Annotated in this window: 19 protein-coding genes; 9 read left to right on the forward strand and 10 right to left on the reverse strand. The window is 71.4% G+C overall.

Annotated elements, in window-relative coordinates; translation table 11 throughout:
• Positions 1-52 precede the first annotated feature (52 nt).
• The 3 genes from AB0M18_RS28885 to AB0M18_RS28895 are packed head-to-tail and all read right to left on the reverse strand — an operon-like array spanning position 53 to position 3307.
• Complete coding sequence (locus AB0M18_RS28885; RefSeq protein WP_365763106.1) at positions 53-943, reverse strand: carbohydrate ABC transporter permease; 891 nt, start codon at positions 941-943, stop codon at positions 53-55.
• 14 nt (positions 944-957) lie between these two features.
• Positions 958-1983 (reverse strand): sugar ABC transporter permease, encoded by a 1026-nt coding sequence (locus tag AB0M18_RS28890; RefSeq protein WP_365763062.1) that lies wholly within the window; start codon positions 1981-1983, stop codon positions 958-960.
• 46 nt (positions 1984-2029) lie between these two features.
• Positions 2030-3307, reverse strand: a complete 1278-nt coding sequence (locus AB0M18_RS28895; RefSeq protein WP_365763064.1) for an extracellular solute-binding protein — start codon at positions 3305-3307, stop codon at positions 2030-2032.
• Positions 3308-3660: 353 nt separating this feature from the next.
• Between AB0M18_RS28895 and AB0M18_RS28900 the strand changes: the two genes are divergently transcribed.
• Both AB0M18_RS28900 and AB0M18_RS28905 read left to right on the forward strand, forming a co-directional pair.
• Complete coding sequence (locus AB0M18_RS28900; RefSeq protein WP_365763066.1) at positions 3661-4704, forward strand: LacI family DNA-binding transcriptional regulator; 1044 nt, start codon at positions 3661-3663, stop codon at positions 4702-4704.
• Positions 4705-4779: 75 nt separating this feature from the next.
• Positions 4780-5742 (forward strand): phosphatase PAP2 family protein, encoded by a 963-nt coding sequence (locus tag AB0M18_RS28905; protein WP_365763068.1) that lies wholly within the window; start codon positions 4780-4782, stop codon positions 5740-5742.
• A gap of 12 nt (positions 5743-5754) precedes the next feature.
• Here the strand turns inward: AB0M18_RS28905 and AB0M18_RS28910 are convergent, their stop codons facing one another.
• Complete coding sequence (locus AB0M18_RS28910; protein ID WP_365763070.1) at positions 5755-8742, reverse strand: bifunctional [glutamine synthetase] adenylyltransferase/[glutamine synthetase]-adenylyl-L-tyrosine phosphorylase; 2988 nt, start codon at positions 8740-8742, stop codon at positions 5755-5757.
• 109 nt (positions 8743-8851) lie between these two features.
• Between AB0M18_RS28910 and AB0M18_RS28915 the strand changes: the two genes are divergently transcribed.
• Complete coding sequence (locus AB0M18_RS28915) at positions 8852-9283, forward strand: VOC family protein (RefSeq protein ID WP_365763072.1); 432 nt, start codon at positions 8852-8854, stop codon at positions 9281-9283.
• On the opposite strand, the gene AB0M18_RS28920 is transcribed toward AB0M18_RS28915, so the two are convergent.
• The 4 genes from AB0M18_RS28920 to AB0M18_RS28935 form a co-directional block, all read right to left on the reverse strand.
• Positions 9280-9777, reverse strand: coding sequence for a GNAT family N-acetyltransferase (locus tag AB0M18_RS28920; protein ID WP_365763074.1), 498 nt, complete (start codon positions 9775-9777; stop codon positions 9280-9282). The genes AB0M18_RS28915 and AB0M18_RS28920 overlap by 4 nt on opposite strands.
• 105 nt (positions 9778-9882) lie before the next feature.
• Entirely contained in the window at positions 9883-10698 is an 816-nt protein-coding gene (locus AB0M18_RS28925; protein ID WP_365763076.1) for a helix-turn-helix domain-containing protein, read from the reverse strand.
• A gap of 60 nt (positions 10699-10758) precedes the next feature.
• Positions 10759-12117 carry a PQQ-binding-like beta-propeller repeat protein gene (locus tag AB0M18_RS28930; RefSeq protein ID WP_365763078.1) on the reverse strand — a complete coding sequence of 453 codons (1359 nt, stop codon included), beginning with the start codon at positions 12115-12117 and terminating at the stop codon, positions 10759-10761.
• 306 nt (positions 12118-12423) lie between these two features.
• The gene (locus AB0M18_RS28935; protein WP_362536156.1) at positions 12424-13785 is read right to left on the reverse strand and encodes a glutamine synthetase family protein; all 1362 of its coding nucleotides are present in this window, start codon (positions 13783-13785) and stop codon (positions 12424-12426) included.
• 234 nt (positions 13786-14019) lie between these two features.
• Between AB0M18_RS28935 and AB0M18_RS28940 the strand changes: the two genes are divergently transcribed.
• From AB0M18_RS28940 to AB0M18_RS28965, 6 genes are all read left to right on the forward strand, one after another.
• Positions 14020-14427 carry a hypothetical protein gene (locus AB0M18_RS28940; RefSeq protein ID WP_365763080.1) on the forward strand — a complete coding sequence of 136 codons (408 nt, stop codon included), beginning with the start codon at positions 14020-14022 and terminating at the stop codon, positions 14425-14427.
• 105 nt (positions 14428-14532) lie between these two features.
• Entirely contained in the window at positions 14533-15213 is a 681-nt protein-coding gene (locus AB0M18_RS28945) for a DUF3105 domain-containing protein (protein ID WP_365763082.1), read from the forward strand.
• A complete protein-coding gene (locus tag AB0M18_RS28950; RefSeq protein WP_365763084.1) occupies positions 15210-15842 on the forward strand; it encodes a DUF305 domain-containing protein in 633 nt (210 codons plus the stop codon). The genes AB0M18_RS28945 and AB0M18_RS28950 overlap by 4 nt, the downstream gene beginning before the upstream one ends.
• Positions 15843-15989: 147 nt before the next feature.
• Positions 15990-16418, forward strand: coding sequence for a CBS domain-containing protein (locus AB0M18_RS28955; protein WP_365763086.1), 429 nt, complete (start codon positions 15990-15992; stop codon positions 16416-16418).
• A gap of 302 nt (positions 16419-16720) precedes the next feature.
• Entirely contained in the window at positions 16721-17578 is an 858-nt protein-coding gene (locus AB0M18_RS28960; RefSeq protein ID WP_365763088.1) for a DUF4190 domain-containing protein, read from the forward strand.
• Positions 17579-17676: 98 nt separating this feature from the next.
• The gene (locus AB0M18_RS28965; protein WP_365763090.1) at positions 17677-19440 is read left to right on the forward strand and encodes an NAD+ synthase; all 1764 of its coding nucleotides are present in this window, start codon (positions 17677-17679) and stop codon (positions 19438-19440) included.
• Between the two features lie 26 nt (positions 19441-19466).
• Here AB0M18_RS28965 and AB0M18_RS28970 read toward each other — a convergent pair whose 3' ends face one another.
• Both AB0M18_RS28970 and AB0M18_RS28975 read right to left on the reverse strand, forming a co-directional pair.
• On the reverse strand, positions 19467-20516 hold the full coding sequence (locus AB0M18_RS28970) for an endonuclease/exonuclease/phosphatase family protein (RefSeq protein WP_365763092.1): 1050 nt from the start codon (positions 20514-20516) through the stop codon (positions 19467-19469).
• Positions 20517-20709: 193 nt separating this feature from the next.
• The gene (locus tag AB0M18_RS28975) at positions 20710-21348 is read right to left on the reverse strand and encodes a TetR/AcrR family transcriptional regulator (RefSeq protein ID WP_365763108.1); all 639 of its coding nucleotides are present in this window, start codon (positions 21346-21348) and stop codon (positions 20710-20712) included.
• Positions 21349-21357 lie beyond the last annotated feature (9 nt).

Below are 21357 nucleotides of genomic sequence, written 5' to 3' on the forward strand. Positions count from 1 at the left end.
AAGAAGGGTGTGGGTGCGGGCACGGGGTGCGCGGCCACGGGCGCTCTTCGGCTCAGCCCTTGACGGCGCCGGCGGACATGCCGGTCACCAGGTGGCGCTGGGCGAAGAGGAACACCAGGGCGGCGGGGATGGCGATGAGCACGGAGGCCGCGGTCATCGGGCCCCACTGGGCGCCGTACTGGTTGACGAACTTCTGCAGTCCGCCGGCGAGGGTCATGTTCTCGTCACCGACCATGAAGGCGGAGGCGTAGGCGACCTCGCCCCAGGCGGTGATGAAGGAGTAGAAGGCGGTGACGGCGATGCCCGGCTTGGCGAGCGGCAGGATGAGCCGCCAGAAGGTGCCGAAGGGGGTGAGGCCGTCGACGTAACCCGACTCGTCGATCTCCTTCGGGATGGTGTCGAAGAAGCCCTTCATCATCCAGGCGCAGAACGGCACGGCGATGGTCAGGTACGTGACGACGAGGCCGGTCGAGGTGTTGAGCAGGCCCATCGACGCCATGATGTTGTAGATCGGCACGATGAGGACGGCGACCGGGAACATCTGGGTGATCAGCAGGGTCCACATCAGCCCGCGCTTGCCGGGGAAGCGGAAGCGGCTGACGGCGTAGCCGGTGGTGGAGGAGACGAAGACGCCGAGCAGGGTCGTGAGGGCGGCGACGAGCAGCGAGTTGCCGAACCAGGTGAGGAACGGGGTGTCGTTCAGCAGGTTCGTGTAGTTCTCGAGCGTCGGCTCCTTCACGAAGTCCGTCGTGGTCGCGTACTTCGCCGGCTTGAGCGAGGTGAGCAGCACCCACAGCACCGGGAAGACGGCGATCACGGACGCCACGATCAGGCCGAGGTGCAGCCCGGCGGAGGCGAGCGGCGAGCGGTGGCCGCGGCGGCGGACCTTCGTCCGGGCCGGGGCCTGGGCGCGGGTCTGCGCGTGGCGCGGGGCGTTGGTCACGGGGGTCGTGGTGGTCACCAGACTTCTCCCTGCTTGCGGAGGACCCGCCGGTAGACCGCGGCGAAGACCATCAGGAGGACCAGGATCAGCACGCCCCAGGTGGAGGACTGCGCGTAGTCGCGCGGGCTGATCTCGAAGGAGAACTTGTAGGCCTGGGTCACCAGGATCTGGGTGGCCTCGCCGGGACCGCCCCGGGTGAGCAGGAAGATCACCGGGAACATGTTGAAGGTCCAGATGGTGCTCAGCAGGATCACCGTGGTGGACACCGACCGGAGGCCGGGCAGGGTGATGTGCCGGAAGCGCTGCCAGGCGTTGGCGCCGTCCATCTCGGCGGCCTCGTACATCTCGCCGGGGATGGACTGCAGACCGCCGAGCAGGGCGACCATCATGAAGGGGACGCCGAGCCAGACGTTGACGGCGATGACCGAGAACTTGGCCCAGGTGGGGTCGTTGAGCCACGGGACGGCGTCGATGCCGCCGCCCGCGAGCACGCTGTTGAGGATGCCGCGGCGCTCGTCGTAGAGGAAGCGCCAGGCGAAGACGGAGACGAAACCGGGAACGGCCCAGGGCAGGATGAGCAGCATGCGGTAGACACCGCGGCCGGCGATCTTGCGGTGGAGCATGTTCGCGAGGACGAGGCCGAGTGAGAAGGTCACCGACACGCACGCCACCGTCCACACCAGGGTCCAGCCGAGGGTGGCCAGGAACTGGTTTCCGGTGAGCGCGTCGACGTAGTTGTCGACGCCGACGAACTCGTAGCTCGCCGGGATGTGGTTGACGCCGATGGCGCGCTCCACATTGCGTTCGTTGGCGTCGGTGAGCGACAGCCAGATGCCGCGGACCAGCGGGTATCCGATGATCACGCCGATCACGAGCACCACCGGGGCGACCATCGCCCAGGCGTACCAGTGGGTGGAGAGGGATCGCCGCGCGGCGCCCCTGGATCCACCGTTCCGCTTGCCAGTTCCGCGGCTCCGGCCGCGGGCGACGTTCTCGCCCGCGGCCTTCGCCACCGACTGGCTGCTGGTGTGCACAGCCATCAGCCGGTCTGCCTTCCTTCCCGGTCCGTCTCCGACACGGGGTTGGTTACTTCCAGTCCTTCAGGAGCTTGCGGTAGGAGTCGCCCGCCGTCTTCGCGCCCTGCTCCGGGGTGGCCTGGTTGGTGAGGACCTTGGTGTACTCGGTGACCAGCGGGGCGAAGAGGCTGCCGCCCTCCGGGATCCACGGGCGCTCGACGGCCTTCTCGACGACCGGCTTGAAGAAGGTGATCATCTCGTTGGTGGCCACCTCCGTCTTGCCGTAGGCGGAGGTACGGGTCGGGAGCAGGCTGAGCTCCTTGGCGACCTGGGCCTGGACCTCGGTCGAGCTCATGTACTCGACGAAGGCGTAGGAGGCGGCCAGGTTCTTGGAACCGGCGTAGACGGCGAGGTTGTGGCCGCCCTGCGGGGCGCCCTGGCCGGCCGAGCCGGCCGGGACCGGGGCGATGCCCAGGTTCGCCTTGTCGGCGAACTCCTTGCCCGTGTAGGTGTCGGCGACGGCCCACGGGCCGTTGATCATCATCGCGACCTTGCCGTCCTTGAAGGCGGCCTGCATGTTGTCCCAGCCGTTGGTCGCGTCGGTGATCGCGGCCTTGGAGTCGACCAGGTCCTTGACGGTCTTGAAGGCCTTGACGCCGGCGGGGTTGTCGATGGTGACGGTCTTGGTGTCGGCGTTGACCATGTCGCCGCCCTCGCCGTACAGGAAGGAGAGGAACCAGTAGGCGTCGTCGCCGCGCAGGTACAGGCCGGTCTTGCCGGTCTTCTGCTTGATCTTGGTGGCGACGGACTTCAGCTCGTCGATGTTCTTCGGGACCTCGACGCCGGCCTCCTTGAAGATCTTCTTGTTGTAGAAGACGCCCATGGAGTCGATGACCTGCGGCACGGCGTAGGTCTTGCCGTTGTACTTGGTGGACGCGGCGGCCTGCTTGAGGAAGTCGTCCTGGTCCTTCAGGGCGGCGGTGCCGTCGAGCGGGGCGAGGTAGCCGAGGTTCGCGAAGTCCGGGGTCCAGGCGACCTCGGAGCGGATCACGTCGGGGGCGCCGGAGCCGGACTGGGCGGCGTTCTTGAACTTGTTCTGCGCGTCGCCGAAGGGCACGTTGACGTACTTGACCGTGACCTTGGGGTGCTTCTTGGTGAAGTCCGCGGCGATCTTCTTGAAGACCTTGTCCTCGGAACCGACCGTGGAGGTGTCCCACCAGGTGACGGTGCCGGAGAGCTCGCCCGAGCCCTTCGTGTCGCCGCCGGTGGAACCGTTGTCGCCTCCGCACGCCGCCAGGGTCACGCCCAGGGCCGCGACCAGCGCGGTGGCCGCTATGCCACGCCGCATGTGAACTCCTTCAGATGGTCCCGGATCGGACGAGGGGCTGGAAGACCTTCCTCATGCGACCGCTCCCTCGCGGCGCGCCGGGTTGCCAGGAACGTAACAGGGATGAAAACGAGCCGAAAGAGCTTGCGTGAAATTTCTGCAAGACACGGCGATCGTTACATCCGCGTGTCCCTAAGGTTGCCGACAGGCCGCTTGACAGGCCTGGAGACAGGGCTTCCGGGGCTCCTCCCCCGGGTGGGACAAGGTGCCGCCTTCTTGCAAGGCCTTGCGCAAGGGCGCCACGAACTCCTTGCCGACGGCCGGAACCCGCGTTCGGTGGGCAATCCGACGCCCGACCGGTACAGTCCACTCCCATGACCGCGCGGCTCGCCGACATCGCAGCCCAGGCGGGGGTCAGTGAAGCCACAGTCAGCCGCGTGCTCAACGGCAAGCCCGGTGTGGCCGCGGCCACCCGTGAATCCGTGCTCGCCGCACTCGACGTGCTCGGCTACGAGCGCCCGGTCCGGCTGCGCCAGCGCAGCGCGGGCCTGGTCGGACTCATCACCCCCGAACTGGACAACCCGATCTTCCCCGCGCTCGCGCAGGTCATCGGGCAGGCCCTGACCCGGCAGGGGTACACGCCGGTGCTCGCCACCCAGACCCCCGGCGGGTCCACCGAGGACGAGCTCACCGACATGCTGGTCGAGCGCGGTGTCGCCGGCATCATCTTCGTGTCCGGCCTGCACGCCGACACGACGGCCGACACCACCCGCTACGACCAGCTGCGCGGCAAGGGCGTCCCGTACGTCCTCATCAACGGCTTCTCGCCCAAGATCCAGGCCCCCTTCGTCTCCCCCGACGACCGGGCCGCGATGGTGCTCGCCGTGACGCACCTGGCCGCGCTCGGGCACACCCGGATCGGTCTCGCCGTCGGCCCCAAGCGCTTCGTGCCGGTGCTCCGCAAGATCGAGGGCTTCCGCCGGGGCATGCGCGAGCGCTTCGGCCTCTCCCCCGAGGAGACCGAGGAGCTGGTCCAGCACTCCCTCTACACCCTGGAGGGCGGCCAGGCCGCCACCGCGGCGCTCATCGCCCGGGGCTGCACCGCGATCGTCTGCGCCAGCGACATGATGGCGCTCGGCGCGATCCGGGCCGCCCGGGAGCGGGGCCTGCAGGTGCCGAGGGACGTCTCGGTGGTCGGCTTCGACGACTCCCCGCTCATAGCGTTCACCGACCCGCCGCTGACCACGATCCGCCAGCCCGTGCAGGCGATGGGCCAGGCCGCGGTCCGGGCCCTGCTGGAGGAGGTCGGCGGCACGCCGGCCCCGCACAGCGAGTTCGTGTTCATGCCGGAGCTGGTGGTCCGCGGCTCGACCGCCTCGGCACCGCCGGCCGCCGCCCCCGCTCCCCCTACGTCCTGAGACGGAGAGGGTGCGCCCGATACCCGTCCGAGGGATGATCGGTCGAGGGGACGGCATCTGGCAGACTTCTCTCCTATGGGTGAAACGACCGTGAAGAGTTTGGAAAGCCGGACGAACCCGTCGGCACCCATCGTGGCCGGCGGCTGGGCGCGCCTGCGCGCGCGGACGCCGCGGCGCCCGCGGATCTGGTTCGAGGTCCTGCTCATCGCGGTCAGTTACTGGCTGTACTCGCTCATCCGCAACGCGGTCCCGGAGCAGAAGAGCCAGGCGCTCAAGAACGCCGACTGGATCTGGCAGGCCGAGCACACCCTCGGCCTGGCCTTCGAGCACACCGTCAACCACGCCGTGAACTCGGTGACATGGCTGATCGTGTCGATGAACTACTACTACGCCACCCTGCACTTCGTGGTCACCATCGGTGTGCTGGTGTGGCTGTACCGCGGGCACCCGGGCCGTTACGCGGCGTTCCGCACGGTCCTGTTCGCGACCACCGGTGTGGCCCTGGTCGGCTACTACCTGTATCCGCTGGCACCGCCGCGCCTGATGAACGGCCAGAACTTCGTCGACACCGTCCTGGTCCACCACACCTGGGGCTCGATGGCCTCGGGCAACCTCAAGCACATGTCCAACCAGTACGCGGCGATGCCGTCGATGCACATCGGCTGGTCGCTGTGGTGCGGACTGACGATCTTCCTCCTCGCGAAGGCCCCCTGGGCCCGCATCCTGGGCCTGCTCTACCCGATGGCGACCCTGGTCGTCATCGTGGCCACCGCCAACCACTTCTGGATGGACGCGGTCGGCGGCATCATCTGCCTGGCCTTCGGCTTCGCCGTCTCGTACGTCTGGTACGGCTCGCGCCCCCACAAGCTGCCGAGGCAGGTGGCGGCGCCCGCCGCGTCGACGCCGCAGGGGGTCGGGGCGGGCGGGACGCGCCGGGGCGAGGCGGCCGACCAGGACGACGCGGACCGGGACGCCGACGAGGACGCCGACGAGGACGAGAAGGTCGGGTCCGGGTCCGGCTCCCGCTCCGGGCGCTGAGCGGCGGCGCCGCTACGCCCCGTAGAACAGCTCCTCCATGACCGCCCGCGCACGCCGGGTGATGCGGCGGTAGTCGTCGACCAGTTCGCCGACGTGGCCCGGGGTGTAGCCCAGGTAGCGGCCGACGGCGGCGAGCTCGCGCGGTTCGGAGGGGAAGGTGTCGCCGGGGCGGCCGCGGACCAGCATCACGGCGTTGCGGACGCGGGTGGCGAGGACCCAGGCCTCGTCGAGGGTCTGGGCCTCCTCCGTGGGGATCAGGCCGGCGGCGTGGGCAGCGGCCAGGGCCGCGCGGGTACGGGTGGTGCGCAGGCCCGGTTCGGCCCAGCCGTGGCGCATCTGGAGCAGCTGGACCGTCCACTCGACGTCGCTGAGGCCGCCGCGGCCCAGCTTGGCGTGCAGGGTCGGGTCGGCGCCGCGCGGCAGGCGTTCGGTCTCCATGCGGGCCTTGAGGCGGCGGATCTCGCGGACCGCCTCCTCACCGAGGCCCTCCATGGGATAGCGCAGGGGGTCGATCAGCTCGATGAACCGGGCGCCGAGCTCCGGGTCGCCGGCCATCGGCTCGGCCCGCAGCAGGGCCTGGCTCTCCCAGACCAGTGACCAGCGCCGGTAGTAGGCCTCGTAGGACTTCAGGGTGCGCACCAGGGGGCCGCTCTTGCCCTCGGGGCGCAGATCGGCGTCGATGAGCAGCGGCGGGTCGGTGGTGGGCAGCTGGAGCAGCCGGCGCATCTCGGTGACGACCCGGATGGCGGCCTGCGCGGCCTCCTGCTCGTCCACGCCCTCACGCGGCTCGTGCACGAAGAGCACGTCGGCGTCGGAGCCGTAACTCAGCTCGTGCCCGCCGAAGCGTCCCATGCCGATGACCGCGAAGCGGGTCGGGAGGGTGTCGCCCCACTCGGCGCGCACGGCGGCGCGCAGGGCGCCGGCGATCGTGGCCGCGTTGAGGTCGGTGACGGCCTGGCCGACCCGGTCGACCAGGGCGCCGGGGTCGGACTCGCGGGGGCTGTCCTCGGTGCCGTACGAGCCGATGAGGTCGGCCGCGGCGGTACGGAACAGCTCCCGGCGCCGTACGCCGCGGGCCGCGGCCACCGCCTGCTCGGGGCCGTCGGCGCGGCCCACCGCGGCGAGGACCTCCTGCTCCAGGTGCTCGCGGCCGCGCGGTCTCAGGCCCTCGGGGTCGCCGAGGATCGCGACCGCCTCGGGGGCGCGGAGCAGCAGGTCGGGGGCGAGCCGGCCGGCGGACAGGACGCGGGCGAGGTTCTCGGCGGCGGCGCCCTCGTCGCGGAGCAGCCGCAGGTACCAGGGGGTCTTGCCGAGCGCGTCGGAGACCTTGCGGAAGCCGAGCAGACCGGCGTCCGGGTCGGCCGAGTCGGCGAACCAGCCGAGCAGCACCGGAAGCAGCGTGCGCTGGATCGCGGCCTTGCGGCTGACCCCGGAGGACAGCGCCTCCAGGTGGCGCAGGGCGGCGGCGGGGTCGGCGTAGCCGAGGGCTTCGAGGCGCTGTCCGGCGGCCTCCGGGCTGAGCCGGATCTCGCCGGGCGCGAGCTGGGCGACCGCGTCGAGCAGTGGTCGGTAGAACAGCTTCTCGTGCAGCCGGCGCACCACCGCCGCGTGCCGCCGCCACTCGCGGCTCAGCTCGGTCACCGGGTCGGTGCGCAGGCCGAGGGAGCGGCCGAGCCGCCGCAGGTCCTCCTCGCCCTCGGGCACCAGGTGGGTGCGGCGCAGCCGGTAGAGCTGGATGCGGTGCTCCATGGCGCGCAGGAAGCGGTAGGCGTCGTCGAGCTGGGCGGCGTCGGCGCGGCCGACGTAGCCGCCGGCGGCGAGCGCGGCGAGGGCGGCGAGGGTGGTGCCGCTGTGCAGGGTGGCGTCGCTGCGCCCGTGCACCAGCTGCAGGAGCTGTACGGCGAACTCGACGTCGCGCAGCCCGCCGGGGCCGAGCTTCAGCTCGCGCTCGACCTGGGCGGCGGGGATGTTGTCGACCACCCGGCGGCGCATCTTCTGCACGTCGGGGACGAAGTTCTCGCGCTCGGCGGCCTGCCAGACGAGCGGGGAGAGCGCGTCGACGTACGCGGCGCCGAGCTCGGCGTCGCCGGCCACCGGGCGGGCCTTGAGCAGGGCCTGGAACTCCCAGGTCTTGGCCCAGCGCTGGTAGTAGGCGAGGTGGGAGGAGAGGGTGCGGACGAGGGGGCCGTTGCGGCCCTCGGGGCGCAGATTGGCGTCGACCGGCCAGATGCTGCCCTCGATCGTGGTCTCCGAGCAGATCCGCATGAGGTGGGAGGCGAGCCGGGTGGCGGCCTGCAGGGCCTTGCCTTCGTCAGCGCCGTCCGCGGCCTCGCCGACGAAGATCACGTCGACGTCGGAGACGTAGTTGAGCTCGTTGCCGCCGCACTTGCCCATGGCGATCACGGCGAGCCGGCAGAGCGCCGCGTCCTCGGGGGCGGCGGCGCGGGCGATGCGCAGGGCGGCGCGGAGGGTGGCGGTGGCGAGGTCGGCCAGTTCGGCGGCGGTCTGGGCCACGTCGGTGGTGCCGCACACGTCGCGGGCGGCGATCGAGAGCAGGCAGCGGCGATAGGCGACGCGCAGCGCGACCGGCTCGTCGGCCCCGGCGAGCCCCTGCTCGAACTCGGCGATCCCGGGGTGCAGGTCCACCGCCTCGTACGTGACGAGGGCCTGCCAGTCGCGGGGGTGCCGGGCCAGGTGGTCGGCGAGGGCCTCGGAGGTGCCGAGCACGCCGAGCAGCCGGTCCCGGAACGGCTTCGCGGACAGCAGGGTGGTGGTGAGGGTGGTGCGCTCGGCCTCCGGCTGGGCCTCGACGAGCCGGACCAGGCCGCGCAGGGCGAGGTCGGGGTCGGCCGTGGCGCCGAGGGCGTCGAGGAGGACGGAGTCGCCGCGCAGCGCGGCCAGCTCGTCCAGGCCGAGCAGCCGCTCGGCGGCGGACGGATCGGTGAATCCGTGTCGCAGCAGCCGGGTGAACGTGCTGCTCCTGCGTCCCGGCACCGTCATCCGCCGCTCCTCCACCGGTCGATCGAGCCCCTGGGCGAGCCTATCCGGCGAAGCGTCGATCAGGCGCTTCGGGGAGCGCGGGGCGGGACGGGGCGGCAGAATCCGCACCATGAACTGGACCCTCGAAGTGGTGGCCGTCCCCGTCGCGGACCTGGACCGGGCCAAGGAGTTCTACGGCGAGAAGCTCGGCTTCACGGTCGACCTGGACCAGGAGGTCTCGCCGGGCGTCCGCATCATCCAGATCACCCCGCCCGGCTCGCGCTGCTCGCTCTCCCTCCTCCAGGGCATGCCCGCCTTCCCCGGCACCCGGGAGATGGCCCCCGGCACCCTGCACGGCCTCCAGCTCTGCGTCACCGACATCGAGGCGGCGCGCGACGAACTGGTCGAGGCCGGGCTCGACGTCTCCCCGGTGATGCACGTGGGCACGACGGGCTGGGAGGAGGGCAAGGGCGACACCTGGAACTCGTTCGTGACCTTCGCGGACCCGGACGGCAACGGGTGGGTCGTCCAGGAGGCGCCGTCGGAGCTGGCGGAGCGCTAGAGCAGGAGCCGATAGTTGCGGACCTGCTCGTCCGCGCCCTCGAACGCCATGCCCGCGGCCTCCATCACGTGGTGGGAGGCGGTGTTGTCGAGGTCCGCGTCGCCGCGCACCGCGGTGGCGCCGGCCTCTCGGGCGCGGGTGATCAGGGCGCGCAGCGCCTCCGAGGCGTAGCCGTGGCCCCGGGCGGCGGGGATCAGTCCGTAGCCGACCGTGACCACACCGGCCGCGTCGGGCGGTCCGTGGAAGCCGCCGCCGCCGACGACGCTCCCGTCCTCCAGGAGCCGTATCTGATACGGGCGGTAGGCGCCGGGGTCGCCGCGCTCGGCGAGCCCGTTCAGGAAGCCGCGGGCGCTGCGGGCGTCGCCGTCCTCCGGATAGCCCGCCGCCCAGCGGTCGCCGGGCGCGGGGGCGGCGTCCACGACGCGCTGCGCCTCGTCGGCGGAGAGCGGGTGGAGCAGGAGCCGGTCGGTCTCGATGGCGCGTATGTCATTCACGTCATTCACGTGATTCACGTCGGTCACAGCGGGAAGTCTCGACCGGCCCGGCCTCCGCCGCAACGGATTTGACCGCGGGTCAGGGTCGCGGGTCAGGGTCGCGGGTCAGGGCTCGTCCGGCGCGAAGAAGCTGAGGTTGATCCGGGCGCCCGGCGCCGTGACGGGTTCGGCGAGGCAGGTCACCAGCCGGCCGGGGCCGCGCAGGGCGTGGCGGACGGGGAGTTCGGAGCCGTCGGTGTACGGGATGGGCGCGGCGGCGCACACGCGGTACAGCGGTCCGGCCACGGGATCGTCCAGGATGTCGCGCTCCAGCCTGAGCAGCTCGGCGCTCTCCGGGCGCAGCGCCACGCTGTGCTTGACGTGCGGCATCATGGCCGGCGCCCATTCGGTGGGCCAGTGGAGAAGCACCTCGGTACGCGCCTCGGGGTCGAGGAGCATCCAGCGCATGAGGTTCGCCGGGCACTCCCCGCGCGGCATGAGCCGGCGGAACTCGTCGTTGTGCACGACGACGTTCCACTCCGCGTCGGTGATGAAGGCCGCCGCGTCCCGGATCTGGTCGACGACCCGCTGCCACAGCCCGGCGATGAACATGCCCGAGCTGCCGTGCAGCGCGTGCGGGGGCTGCTCACCGCGGGTGATCAGCCACAGGAACTCCCATTCCCGCTCGTCGAGCCGCAGCGCCCGGGCCACCGCCGTGAGGAGATCGGCGCCGGGGCGGGCGAGCTGGCCGTTCTCGAAGCGGTTGTACGTGCCGGGGGTGCGGGTGAGCAGGGTGTCCATCTGCTCCTGGCTCAGCCCGGCGGCCCGGCGTCCGGGCCCCGGCCCCCGTACGGGAAAACCCATGGCCTCGGGATCGAGCGCCGCCCGGCGCGCCCGCAGTATCTCCTTGAGACGGCCCCGATCACCGGCCGACGGTCTCATCCGACCCCTCCCCCTCCGCTTCCCCTCCGCTTCCCCTCCACCGCTCGGACGCCCGCCGTTTCACCAGCGCTCGAACGCGGTGAAGGCATGATCACCGGCCGCCCCGACGACGATGATCCGCCCGTCGTGCTCGAAGAAGTAGCCGCTGGGCGCTTCCCCACGGAAATGGCGCTCGTCGAGTTCCTCGCCGTCGCCGGCGTCGTACACGAGCAGCTCGGTGATGGCGCTGGCCTGGGTCGACCACTCGCACAGCACGGTGACCCGGTCGCCCCGCACGGCCAGTCCGGCCGCAGGCTCGTCCAACTCGTCGTTCCACACCTCTTCGCCGGTCTTCAGGTCGAAGGCGATCAGCCGGTAGTGCTGTCCCTTGTGATAGGTCCACGCCAGCGCGTACATCCGCTCGCCGACGACCTCCGCCGCGTCGATCTGACCGTAGTCGCCGCTGAGCTCGATGCCGGGCCGAGGACGCCCGTCCTGGCCGAAGGTGACGAACGCGCCCGTCGCCTCGCCGGAGTTGTCGTTCGAGGACCGCACGACCTTCAGCACCAAGGGGTCGGCCGACTTGATGACCACGCCGGAGTCCATCGGGACGGGGCGACGGGCATCGATGGGAACGTTCCACTTCAGGGCGCCGGTGCCGCGGTCGAAGGCCGCCGCCGTCAGCTCGACGTCACCGCCGCTGTCGGAGCCCGGGTCGTCCGCGTCCTCCCCGCCGCAGGCCAGGACGGCGTGGACCTGGTCCTCGCCCACGAACGTGTCCCACACCCCGCACGTGCCGGGAAGGGCCGCCGTCCAACGGGCCTTGCCCGTGCGGAGGTCGAGGGCGCGCAGGGCATGGTTGCCACCCGGCGTCCGCACGTCCTGCTCGGTCCGTTCGTCGCGGATCAACGCCAGGCCGCCCCCCGCGTCCAGGAATCCGTCCCCGGCGAACCGGCCGTCCGAGACGGTCCGCGGGACCCTCCACAGCTCCCGCCCGTCCTTCATGTCGAAGGCAAGGACGGTCGAGCAGCCCTTGCCCTTGCCCGGCGAGGCGGGCTTGCCGCTCCCGCCGCCGGTGGCACTGCTCTCCGTGCCGTACGCGACCAGGAGGACCCCCTCGCCCGCACGACGCGCGCTCCCGCAGATCTGGGCGCGGCCGGGCGGTACGAACTCCCAGAGCTTCCTCCCGTCCTGCCCGTCGGCGATGCCGAAGCCGGTCACCGCGTCGAACCGGCTGCGGACGGCGACGTCCCCGACGACCCAGCTGTCGTTGGCCTTGCCGTCGCCGGGCCGGTCCTTCGCGGTGGCCCAGGTCCGCACCATGGAGTCGCCCGGCAGATAGCCCTCGAACGACAGCAGCCAGGCGGTGATGGAACCGATCACCCCCAGCACGATCCCGGTCACCGCCAGCGTCTTCACGAGCCCGGCTCTGCCTGACATCACGCGCTCCCCCTACCGTGCACGGCACACCCCCCTGCGAGCGGCGTTCCGGAGACCCGCCCGACACGTCGATCTTCGAACGACGGTCAGGCTAAGGGCAGGGCCTCCCAGCGGTCCATGCCGATCCGGCGCGGGTGGAGGACGTGCGGGCCGAGGGCGAACCGCGAACGACGGAGTGCACAGGGCCTCCCTCGACGTCGGACGGCTCACAGGCGGCCCGGGGCGACCTGAACGGGGCTCGGGCCGCCGGCGGTCCGCCGCCGGCCCGAGCCTTCGCGTCAGAGTCGTATCGCTTCTGACCTGCGCTTACAGCACCGGCAGGTTCTTGCGCAGCTCGAAGGCCGTGACCTCGCTGCGGTACTCCTCCCACTCCTGCTTCTTGTTGCGGAGGAAGAAGTCGAAGACGTGCTCGCCCAGGGTCTCGGCGACCAGCTCGCTGCGCTCCATCAGGGTGATCGCCTCGCCGAGGTTCTGCGGGAGGGGCTCGATGCCCATCGCGCGGCGCTCGGCGTCGCTGAGGGCCCAGACGTCGTCGTCGGCGCCGGCCGGGAGCTCGTAGCCCTCCTCGATGCCCTTGAGACCGGCGGCGAGGAGGACCGCGTAGGTCAGATAGGGGTTGGCGCCCGAGTCGATGGAGCGGACCTCGACGCGGGAGGAGCCCATCTTGCCCGGCTTGTACATGGGGACGCGGATCAGCGCGGAGCGGTTGTTGTGGCCCCAGCAGATGTACGCGGGGGCCTCGCCGCCGGAGCCGGCGGTGCGGCCCGAGCCGCCCCAGATGCGCTTGTAGGAGTTGACCCACTGGTTGGTGACGGCGGAGATCTCGCCCGCGTGCTTCAGCAGGCCGGCGATGAAGGAACGGCCCACCTTGGAGAGCTGGTACTCGGCGCCCGACTCGTAGAACGCGTTCCGGTCGCCCTCGAAGAGCGACAGGTGGGTGTGCATGCCCGAGCCCGGGTAGTCCGAGAACGGCTTCGGCATGAACGTCGCCTGCACGCCCTGCTCCAGGGCCACCTGCTTCATGACCAGGCGGAAGGTCATGATGTTGTCGGCGGTGGACAGCGCGTCCGCGTAGCGCAGGTCGATCTCCTGCTGGCCCGGCGCGCCCTCGTGGTGGGAGAACTCCACCGAGATGCCCATCGACTCCAGCATCGTGATCGCCTGCCGGCGGAAGTCCATGCCGACGTTCTGCGGGGTGTGGTCGAAGTAGCCGGAGTTGTCGGCCGGGGTGGGGCGGGTGCCGTCGAGCGGCTTGTCCTTGAGCAGGAAGAACTCGATCTCGGGGTGGGTGTAGAAGGTGAAGCCCAGGTCCGAGGTCTTGGCGAGGGCCCGCTTCAGGACATAGCGCGGGTCCGCGAAGGACGGCGAGCCGTCCGGCATGAGGATGTCGCAGAACATCCGGGCCGTGCCCGGGGCCTCGGCGCGCCACGGCAGGATCTGGAAGGTGCCCGGGTCGGGCTTGGCGATCATGTCCGACTCGTAGACCCGGGCGAAGCCCTCGATCGCCGAGCCGTCGAAGCCGATGCCCTCGTCGAAGGCCTGCTCCAGCTCGGCGGGGGCCACCGCCACCGACTTCAGGAAGCCCAGCACGTCGGTGAACCACAGACGCACGAAGCGGATGTCGCGCTCCTCTAGCGTACGGAGCACAAATTCCTGCTGCTTGTCCATTTTCACACCCATCCTCGCTGGTCAGGCCGCCTGTTCCCACCGCCTCGAGCACTTCGGGTGGCGCCTGAGCATCCCACCACTTGGTTTCGTGCACGTTGCACACCCATAGTGCCTGGTCCGTTGTGACACAGGTAACGGGGGAACGGCCGAAAAGCGCGGGCCCCGGCACGGACCGGTACCGAGTGGTACCCCGTTCGGCCCACGGGTCGCGTTCTGGCACTACGATCGGCGCCCATGGGGGGCCCGCGGCTCGTACGCCTGTCCAGGCACCTGCGTCCCACAGCACTGGTGAGTGCCGTGGCGACGCTCCTCGGCGCGCTCTTCCTCTGCCTGGGCGTCTCCGACCCCGCCGGCCACCGGGAGCCCCGGCCGGCCGCGCAGACGGTCACCCGGACGCACGCCCCGGCCGGTGCGCAGGCCCTGGACGACGAGCAGTACGCCTGCCCCTACGAGCGGGGCGGCTGCTCCCTCTTCCCGGCCCTCTCCCCCGCCGTGCTCAGCGCGCCGCCGCTCGACCCGCCGCTGCACGCGGACGGACGGGCGGCCCGCCCCGCCGAGGCGCTCGGCGACGGCCGGCCGCCGCACCCCGGCGCCCGGCCCCGGGCTCCTGACCTGCATGTCCTTCAGGTCCTGCGGACGTAGGCGCAGGCACCGGGACCGACCCGTCCCGATCCCGCACCAGGCGTTCGCGTCCCCTCGCACGCCCCGAACCACTTCCCCCCAGACTTCCAGAAGGACGACATCATCATGGCGAACCGCTCCACCACTGCCGACCGCCGCGCCCGGATAGAGGAGATGCGCCGCGCCGAGCAGGCCCGCGAGCGCCGCAACCGCATCCTCACGATCGGCGTCAGCGCCATCGTGGTCCTCGGCCTCGTCGGCTTCGGCGGCTGGGTGATCAACAAGGAGAACAACAAGCAGGAGCAGCAGGAGGCGGCCGCCAAGGCGCCCATCAAGGACGAGAAGTCCTGGGACGCCAAGAAGCTGGGCCGCAACCACGTCAAGACCGCGGTCAAGTACGACATGACCCCGCCGGTCGGCGGCGACCACAACCCGGTCTGGCAGAACTGCAACGGCGACGTCTACGACAAGCCGGTCCAGGACGTCAACGCCGTGCACTCGCTGGAGCACGGCGCGGTCTGGGTGACGTACAACAAGAAGGCCGCCGCGGGCGACCTCGACAAGCTGAAGGCCAAGGTCAAGAAGACCCCGTACTCGCTGATGAGCCCGGTCGACAACCAGTCCGGCGCGATCATGCTGAGCGCCTGGGGCAAGCAGGTGACCGTGGACGGCGCGGACGACCCGCGCGTGGACGCCTTCTTCACCAAGTACGTGGCCGGTCCGCAGACCCCCGAGCCGGGCGCGGCCTGCACCGGTGGCGTCGGCGCCGACGGCCTGGGCGGCACCCCGATGGAGCAGGGCCAGTGAAGCTGAACCGGACGCAGTGGGCGTCCGTCACCGCCGTGGTCCTCGCCCTGCTGTTCGCGGGCGGCGCGGTCACCGTCGCCTCCGCCGACCGGGACGGCGACGCGCCGCGCACGCCCACCGCAGAGTCGGCCGACGCGGGCTTCGCCCGGGACATGGCGGTCCACCACCAGCAGGCCGTCGAGATGTCCTTCGTCGTCCGGGACCGGACGAAGGACGAGGCGGTGCGCCGCCTCGCGTACGACATCGCCAACACCCAGGCCAACCAACGCGGCATGCTGTTCGGCTGGCTCGACCTGTGGGGGCTGCCGAAGGTGCGGTCCGGGGTGGCGCCGATGGCCTGGATGGGCATGGGCCACGACATGGGCGGCGAGGACGGCGAGCTGATGCCGGGCATGGCGACCCGCACCGAGCTGGACCAGCTGCGCAAGGCCTCCGGCCGCGAGGCCGAGGTGCTGTACCTGAAGCTGATGACCGACCACCACAAGGGCGGCATCCACATGGCGCAGGGCTGCGTGGAGCGCTGTGTGCCGGGTGTCGAGCGGGACCTCGCGCAGGGCATGGTCGACGCACAGGAGTCCGAGATCAGGCTGATGGCGGACATGCTGAAGGAGCGCGGCGCCGGGGCGTGACGAGCCCGGTGCCCGCCCGCCGGCCCCCGTGACCCGTCTGCGGTCGCGGGGGCCGCGTCACGACCGCAGAATGGGAGCGCTCGGGGACGTACGCAGGTACGCGGCGCACGCGGCGTACGAGGACGTTCTACGAAAGGTACGCACCCCATGACCACGGCGAAGGACATCATGCACTCGGGGGCCCAGTGGATCCCGGCACACGAGACGCTCGACCGCGCCGCCCAGATGATGCGCGACCACAAGGTGGGCGCGCTGCCCATCGCCGACGAGCACGAACGGCTGTGCGGCATCATCACGGACCGCGACATCGTGATCGGCTGTGTGGCCATGGGCCACGACCCGGCGAAGGTCACCTGCGGTGAGATGGCCAAGGGCACCCCGCGCTGGATCGAGGCGAGTTCGGACGTCCGCGAGGTCCTGGAGGAGATGCAGAGCCATCAGATCCGGCGTCTTCCGGTCGTCGAGGACAAGCGTCTGGTCGGCATGATCAGCGAGGCCGATCTGGCCCAGCATCTCTCGGACGAGCAGCTGAAGGCGTTCTGCGAGCGCGTCTACGCGGCGTCCATGACCAAGTGAGCGCATGACCGAGTGGGCCCGTGACCGAGTGGGCCCATGACCGACCGGCCCGACGGCTCGGGTGCCCCGTGGCGGGCGCCGAGCCGCCGGGCCGGCGCGCGTACTCGTCGAGGCGCCGCGCAGCACGCGCGCGCCGCCGTCCCGGCGATCGGGCGTGATCACGTTTCACCCACGAATCCCTCGCACCCTCCACAATTCCCTGGCCCCTGCACCGACACCTGGCTTACGGTCATGATCTCCAGGGGTGGGGCGACGTGCCGGCACCCCATGCCGTCGCACGGCCGCTTCGCTAAGGACACCGCATGACCATGCCGCCCAGCCCCTCCCCCGCCCCGCAGCCCTGGGGCCCGCCGGGGATACCGGGCGGGCCGCAGCCTCCGTTCCCGCAGCCCCGCAACGGCCTCGGCGTCACGGCCCTGGTCCTCGGCATCGTCGGACTGCTCTCCGCGATCATCTGGTTCCTCTTCTGGCTCGGCGCGCTCCTGGGCCTGCTCGCGCTGATCTTCGGCATCATCGGCACCGCCCGGGCCGGCAAGGGCCTCGCGACGAACAAGGGCATGGCGGTCAGCGGGATCGTCCTCGGCGTCCTCGCGATGATCGTGGCGCTCGTCTGGGTGGCCCTCATCGCCACGGCGACCAAGGACGTCGCCGAGGAGATCGAGAAGGAACAGAACGGGAAGGGCGGCACGGTGACCGCCACCGCCGAGCCGGGCGGCAAGAGCACCGAAGCGCCGTCGGCGGAGCCCACCGAGCAGGCTCCCGCGGCGCTGAAGTTCGGCGACACCTTCACGTACGAGGACGGGATCAAGGTCACCGTCTCCAAGCCGCGGGCGCACACGCCGGACGGCTTCGCCGCGGGCCACGCCAAGGGCAACAAGGCCTTCCAGGTGACGATCACCATCGTCAACGGCAGTGGCAAGACGCTCGACGTCACCACCGCGCTGCCGGACGCCAAGGACGCCGAGGGCGCCACGGCCGACATGGTCTTCGACGGCAGCTACGCCTCGAAGCCCTTCGAGGGCAAGGTGCTTCCGGGCAAGCAGGCCAAGGCCGACTACACCTTCTCGCTGCCGTCCGCCGCGGCCGGCGAGCTCCAGGTCGAGCTGTCCCCGACGATCCTGGAGCACGACTCGCAGGTCTGGACCGGCCCGACGAAGTGACGTCCGGCGGGCGGTCGGCCCGGCCGGAACCCGACTGCCGGCCGGGTCGGTGCGGCCATCCGCGGGACATAGCGTCGAGTTGACGATAAACTGTGCGCGTGCCTCAACTACGCCTCGCCCTGAATCAGATCGACTCCACCGTCGGCGACCTCGCCGGGAACGCCGAGGCCGTCGTCCACTGGACCCGGCACGCCGCCGCCCAGGGGGCGCACCTCGTCGCGTTCCCCGAGATGACGCTCACCGGGTACCCCGTCGAGGACCTGGCCCTCCGCCCCTCGTTCGTCGAGGCCTCCCGGTCCGCCCTCGCGGCGCTCGGGCGGCGGCTCGCCGACGAGGGGCTCGGCGAACTGCCCGTGGTCGTGGGCTATCTCGACCGCTCCGAACGGGACGTGCCCCGGCTCGGCCGGCCCGCCGGGTCGCCCGAGAACGCGGCGGCGGTGCTGCACCGCGGCGAGGTGGTGCTGCGCTTCGCCAAGCACCACCTGCCGAACTACGGGGTCTTCGACGAGTACCGCTACTTCGTGCAGGGCGACACCCTGCCCGTGCTGCGCGTCCACGGCGTGGACGTGGCCCTCGCGATCTGCGAGGACCTGTGGCAGGACGGCGGCCGGGTGCCGGCGGCGCGCAGCGCCGGGGCCGGGCTGCTGCTCTCGGTCAACGCCTCCCCGTACGAGCGCAACAAGGACGACACCCGGCTCGAACTGGTCCGCAAGCGCGCCCAGGAGGCCGGCTGCACCACGGCCTACCTGGCCATGATGGGCGGGCAGGACGAACTGGTCTTCGACGGCGACTCGATCGTCGTCGACGCGACCGGCGACGTCCTGGCACGCGCCCCCCAGTTCAGCGAGGGCTGCCTGGTCCTCGATCTCGACCTGCCCGCCGCCGCCCCGCTCGCCGAGGCCCCGGCCGGGGTGGTCGACGACGGGCTGCGGATCGACCGGGCGGTGATCTCCGAGGAGCCGCTGCCGGCGTACGAGCCGGAGGTGACGGGCGGCTTCGCGGACCGGCTCGACGACGACGAGGAGGTCTACTCGGCGCTTGTCGTGGGCCTGCGCGCGTACGTCGCCAAGAACGGCTTCCGTTCGGTCCTGATCGGCCTGTCCGGCGGCATCGACTCGGCGCTCGTCGCCGCGATCGCCTGCGACGCGCTCGGCGCGGCGAACGTGTACGGGGTGTCGATGCCCTCGAAGTACTCCTCCGACCACTCGCGCGGCGACGCCGCCGAACTGGCCCGGCGCACCGGCCTGAACTTCCGCACGGTGTCCATCGAGCCGATGTTCGACGCGTACATGGGCGCCCTGGCGCTCACCGGCCTCGCCGAGGAGAACCTCCAGTCGCGGCTGCGCGGCACGATGCTGATGGCGCTCTCCAACGAGGAGGGCCACATCGTGCTCGCACCGGGCAACAAGTCCGAGCTGGCGGTGGGCTATTCGACGCTGTACGGCGACTCGGTCGGCGCGTACGGCCCCATCAAGGACGTCTACAAGACGGACGTCTTCCGGCTCGCGCGCTGGCGCAACCGGGCCGCCGAGGAGCGCGGCCAGACCCCGCCGATCCCAGAGAGCTCCATCTCCAAGCCGCCGAGCGCGGAGCTGCGCCCGGGGCAGGTCGACACGGACTCGCTGCCGGACTACGGGGTCCTGGACCGGATCCTGGAGCTGTACGTGGACCGGGACCGGGGCCGGGACGAGATCGTGGCGGCCGGGTTCGACGCCGAACTGGTGGCGCGGACCCTGCGGATGGTCGACATCGCCGAGTACAAGCGGCGCCAGTACCCGCCGGGTACGAAGATCTCCGCGAAGGGCTTCGGCAAGGACCGCCGGCTGCCCATCACCAACCGGTGGCGGGAGAAGACCTCCTGAGCCGGGGCCGGACCGCGGCGTGACGGCTACAGCTTGACGCGGGCGGCCACCGGAAGGTGGTCGCTCCGCGTCCCCGGCAGCGTCCAGGACGCCATCGGTTCGAGGTCGCGCACCAGGATCTGGTCGATGCGGGCCATCGGGAAGGACGCCGGCCAGCTGAAGCCGAAGCCGTCGCCGGCCGCGCCCTGGGTGGAACGGAGCTGGGAGGTCACGCCGTTGAGGGCGCGGTCGTTCATGGTGCCGTTGAGGTCGCCGAGCAGCACGACCCGCTTGTTCCGCTCGTGGGAGATGGCCTCGCCGAGGGCGTCGGCACTGTCGTCGCGCTGGGTCGCGGTGAAGCCGGCGTTCATCTTGACGCGTACGGAGGGCAGATGGGCGACGTACACGGCGACCTCGCCGGCCGGGGCGGCGACGGTGGCGCGCATGGCGCGGGTCCAGCCGAGCCGGATGTCGACCGGACGGGCGTCGCGCAGCGGGTACCTGCTCCACAGGCCGACCGTGCCCTGCACCGAGTGGTGCGGATAGGCGGCGGCGAGGGCCTGCTCGTACGCCGGGACCATGTCGCCCTTGAGCTCCTCCAGGGCGATGACGTCGGCGCCGGAGGCGGCCAGGTCGCGGGCGGTGCCCGCGGGGTCGGGGTTGTCGGCGTTCACGTTGTGCGAGACGACGGTGAGGTCGCCGCCGGACTCCGACTTGTCGACGACGAGCCCGCCGAAGAGGTTGAGCCAGACCACGGCCGGCAGGACCAGCGCGATCAGCGCGGTCGCGGAGCGCCTCAGCAGCGCGAGCACCAGCAGCAGCGGCACGGACAGACCGAACCACGGCAGGAAGGTCTCGATCAGACTGCCCAGGTTGCCCACCCGGTTGGGGATGTCGGCGTGGAACACCATGACCAGGGCGACGAGTACGGCGCACAGCGCGAGGAGGACGCCCCGGCGCCAGATCCCGCGGTCGCCGCGCCAACCGCCGAGCCAACGGGCGAATCGGCCCCCGGGCCGGGCCGCGGGCCGGGAGACGGAGCCCTGGTCGCCCGGCGTTCCGCCGTCTTCGGTCTCCGTCATGTCCACCCGCGCCATCGCTGCCGTCCTCACTGCCTTGCTGCCTTGCTGCCTTGCTGCCTTGCTGTGCGACCCGGTCCCGACACTAGGCGATCGCGGGTCGGTCGTACGCATCGAGGGACGACACCCGCGCGTGGCGGGTTCCTGCAGGTGGCGCGGGGCGGCGGGCTGTGACAGAACGCGCACATTCGTCCGGGTCGCTCACTCGCCGTCAGGACCGCCCCGGCGGGCGCAGACCGGTGAGGACGGCGTCGACGATCTGCTCCGGAAGGTCGGGGTCGAGGGGCGCGCCGGGGCGGAGGACGGTACGCAGCAGCACCGGCCCGACGAAGAGGTCGTTGACGAGTTCGAGGTCGAGGTCGGTGCGCAGTTCGCCGCGCTCCATGCCGCGCCGGATGGCGTCCAGGCCCATCCGGCGGCGCGGCTCGATCACGCACTGGTGGTAGGCGTCCCACAGCTTGGGGTAGAGCTGCATCTGCGCGAAGACGCTGTGCAGCAGCGTGGAGCTGCGCTTGGCGAGCCCGCGCTGCCGCAGCGATTCGAGGAAGACCAGGAGGTCGTCCCGGACCGAGGTGCCGGGCAGCACCGGGTCCGGGGGTTCGACGGCGCGCAGCAGGTCGACGAAGAGCTCGTCCTTGCCGGACCAGCGGCGGTAGATGGTCGCCTTGCCGACCCCGGCGGTGCGGGCGATCTTCTCGATGGACAGGTCGGAGAGCGCCTGGCCGCTCTCCAGGAGCTCGATCACCGCGTCGAGGATGGCCTGGTCGACGGCCTCGCTGCGGGGCCGGCCGCGCCGTACCGCCCCGCCCTCCGGGCCCGGGCAGTCGGCGCCGGGGGCGGGATCGGGCACGGGCGCAGG

The organism is Streptomyces sp. NPDC051909 (assembly GCF_040681095.1).
GTDB lineage: Bacteria > Actinomycetota > Actinomycetes > Streptomycetales > Streptomycetaceae > Streptomyces.

Bases quoted from the DNA above. Each gene is read 5' to 3' on its own strand.
- AB0M18_RS28915 (WP_365763072.1), top strand. From the start codon at position 8,852: ATGAACTGGACCCTCGAAGTGGTGGCCGTCCCCGTCGCGGACCTGGAC.
- AB0M18_RS28930 (WP_365763078.1), bottom strand. From the start codon at position 12,117: ATGTCAGGCAGAGCCGGGCTCGTGAAGACGCTGGCGGTGACCGGGATC.
- AB0M18_RS28960 (WP_365763088.1), top strand. From the start codon at position 16,721: ATGACCATGCCGCCCAGCCCCTCCCCCGCCCCGCAGCCCTGGGGCCCG.
- AB0M18_RS28905 (WP_365763068.1), top strand. From the start codon at position 4,780: ATGGGTGAAACGACCGTGAAGAGTTTGGAAAGCCGGACGAACCCGTCG.
- AB0M18_RS28925 (WP_365763076.1), bottom strand. From the start codon at position 10,698: ATGAGACCGTCGGCCGGTGATCGGGGCCGTCTCAAGGAGATACTGCGG.
- AB0M18_RS28955 (WP_365763086.1), top strand. From the start codon at position 15,990: ATGACCACGGCGAAGGACATCATGCACTCGGGGGCCCAGTGGATCCCG.
- AB0M18_RS28935 (WP_362536156.1), bottom strand. From the start codon at position 13,785: ATGGACAAGCAGCAGGAATTTGTGCTCCGTACGCTAGAGGAGCGCGAC.
- AB0M18_RS28945 (WP_365763082.1), top strand. From the start codon at position 14,533: ATGGCGAACCGCTCCACCACTGCCGACCGCCGCGCCCGGATAGAGGAG.
- AB0M18_RS28910 (WP_365763070.1), bottom strand. From the start codon at position 8,742: ATGACGGTGCCGGGACGCAGGAGCAGCACGTTCACCCGGCTGCTGCGA.
- AB0M18_RS28940 (WP_365763080.1), top strand. From the start codon at position 14,020: ATGGGGGGCCCGCGGCTCGTACGCCTGTCCAGGCACCTGCGTCCCACA.
- AB0M18_RS28970 (WP_365763092.1), bottom strand. From the start codon at position 20,516: ATGGCGCGGGTGGACATGACGGAGACCGAAGACGGCGGAACGCCGGGC.
- AB0M18_RS28890 (WP_365763062.1), bottom strand. From the start codon at position 1,983: ATGGCTGTGCACACCAGCAGCCAGTCGGTGGCGAAGGCCGCGGGCGAG.
- AB0M18_RS28900 (WP_365763066.1), top strand. From the start codon at position 3,661: ATGACCGCGCGGCTCGCCGACATCGCAGCCCAGGCGGGGGTCAGTGAA.
- AB0M18_RS28895 (WP_365763064.1), bottom strand. From the start codon at position 3,307: ATGCGGCGTGGCATAGCGGCCACCGCGCTGGTCGCGGCCCTGGGCGTG.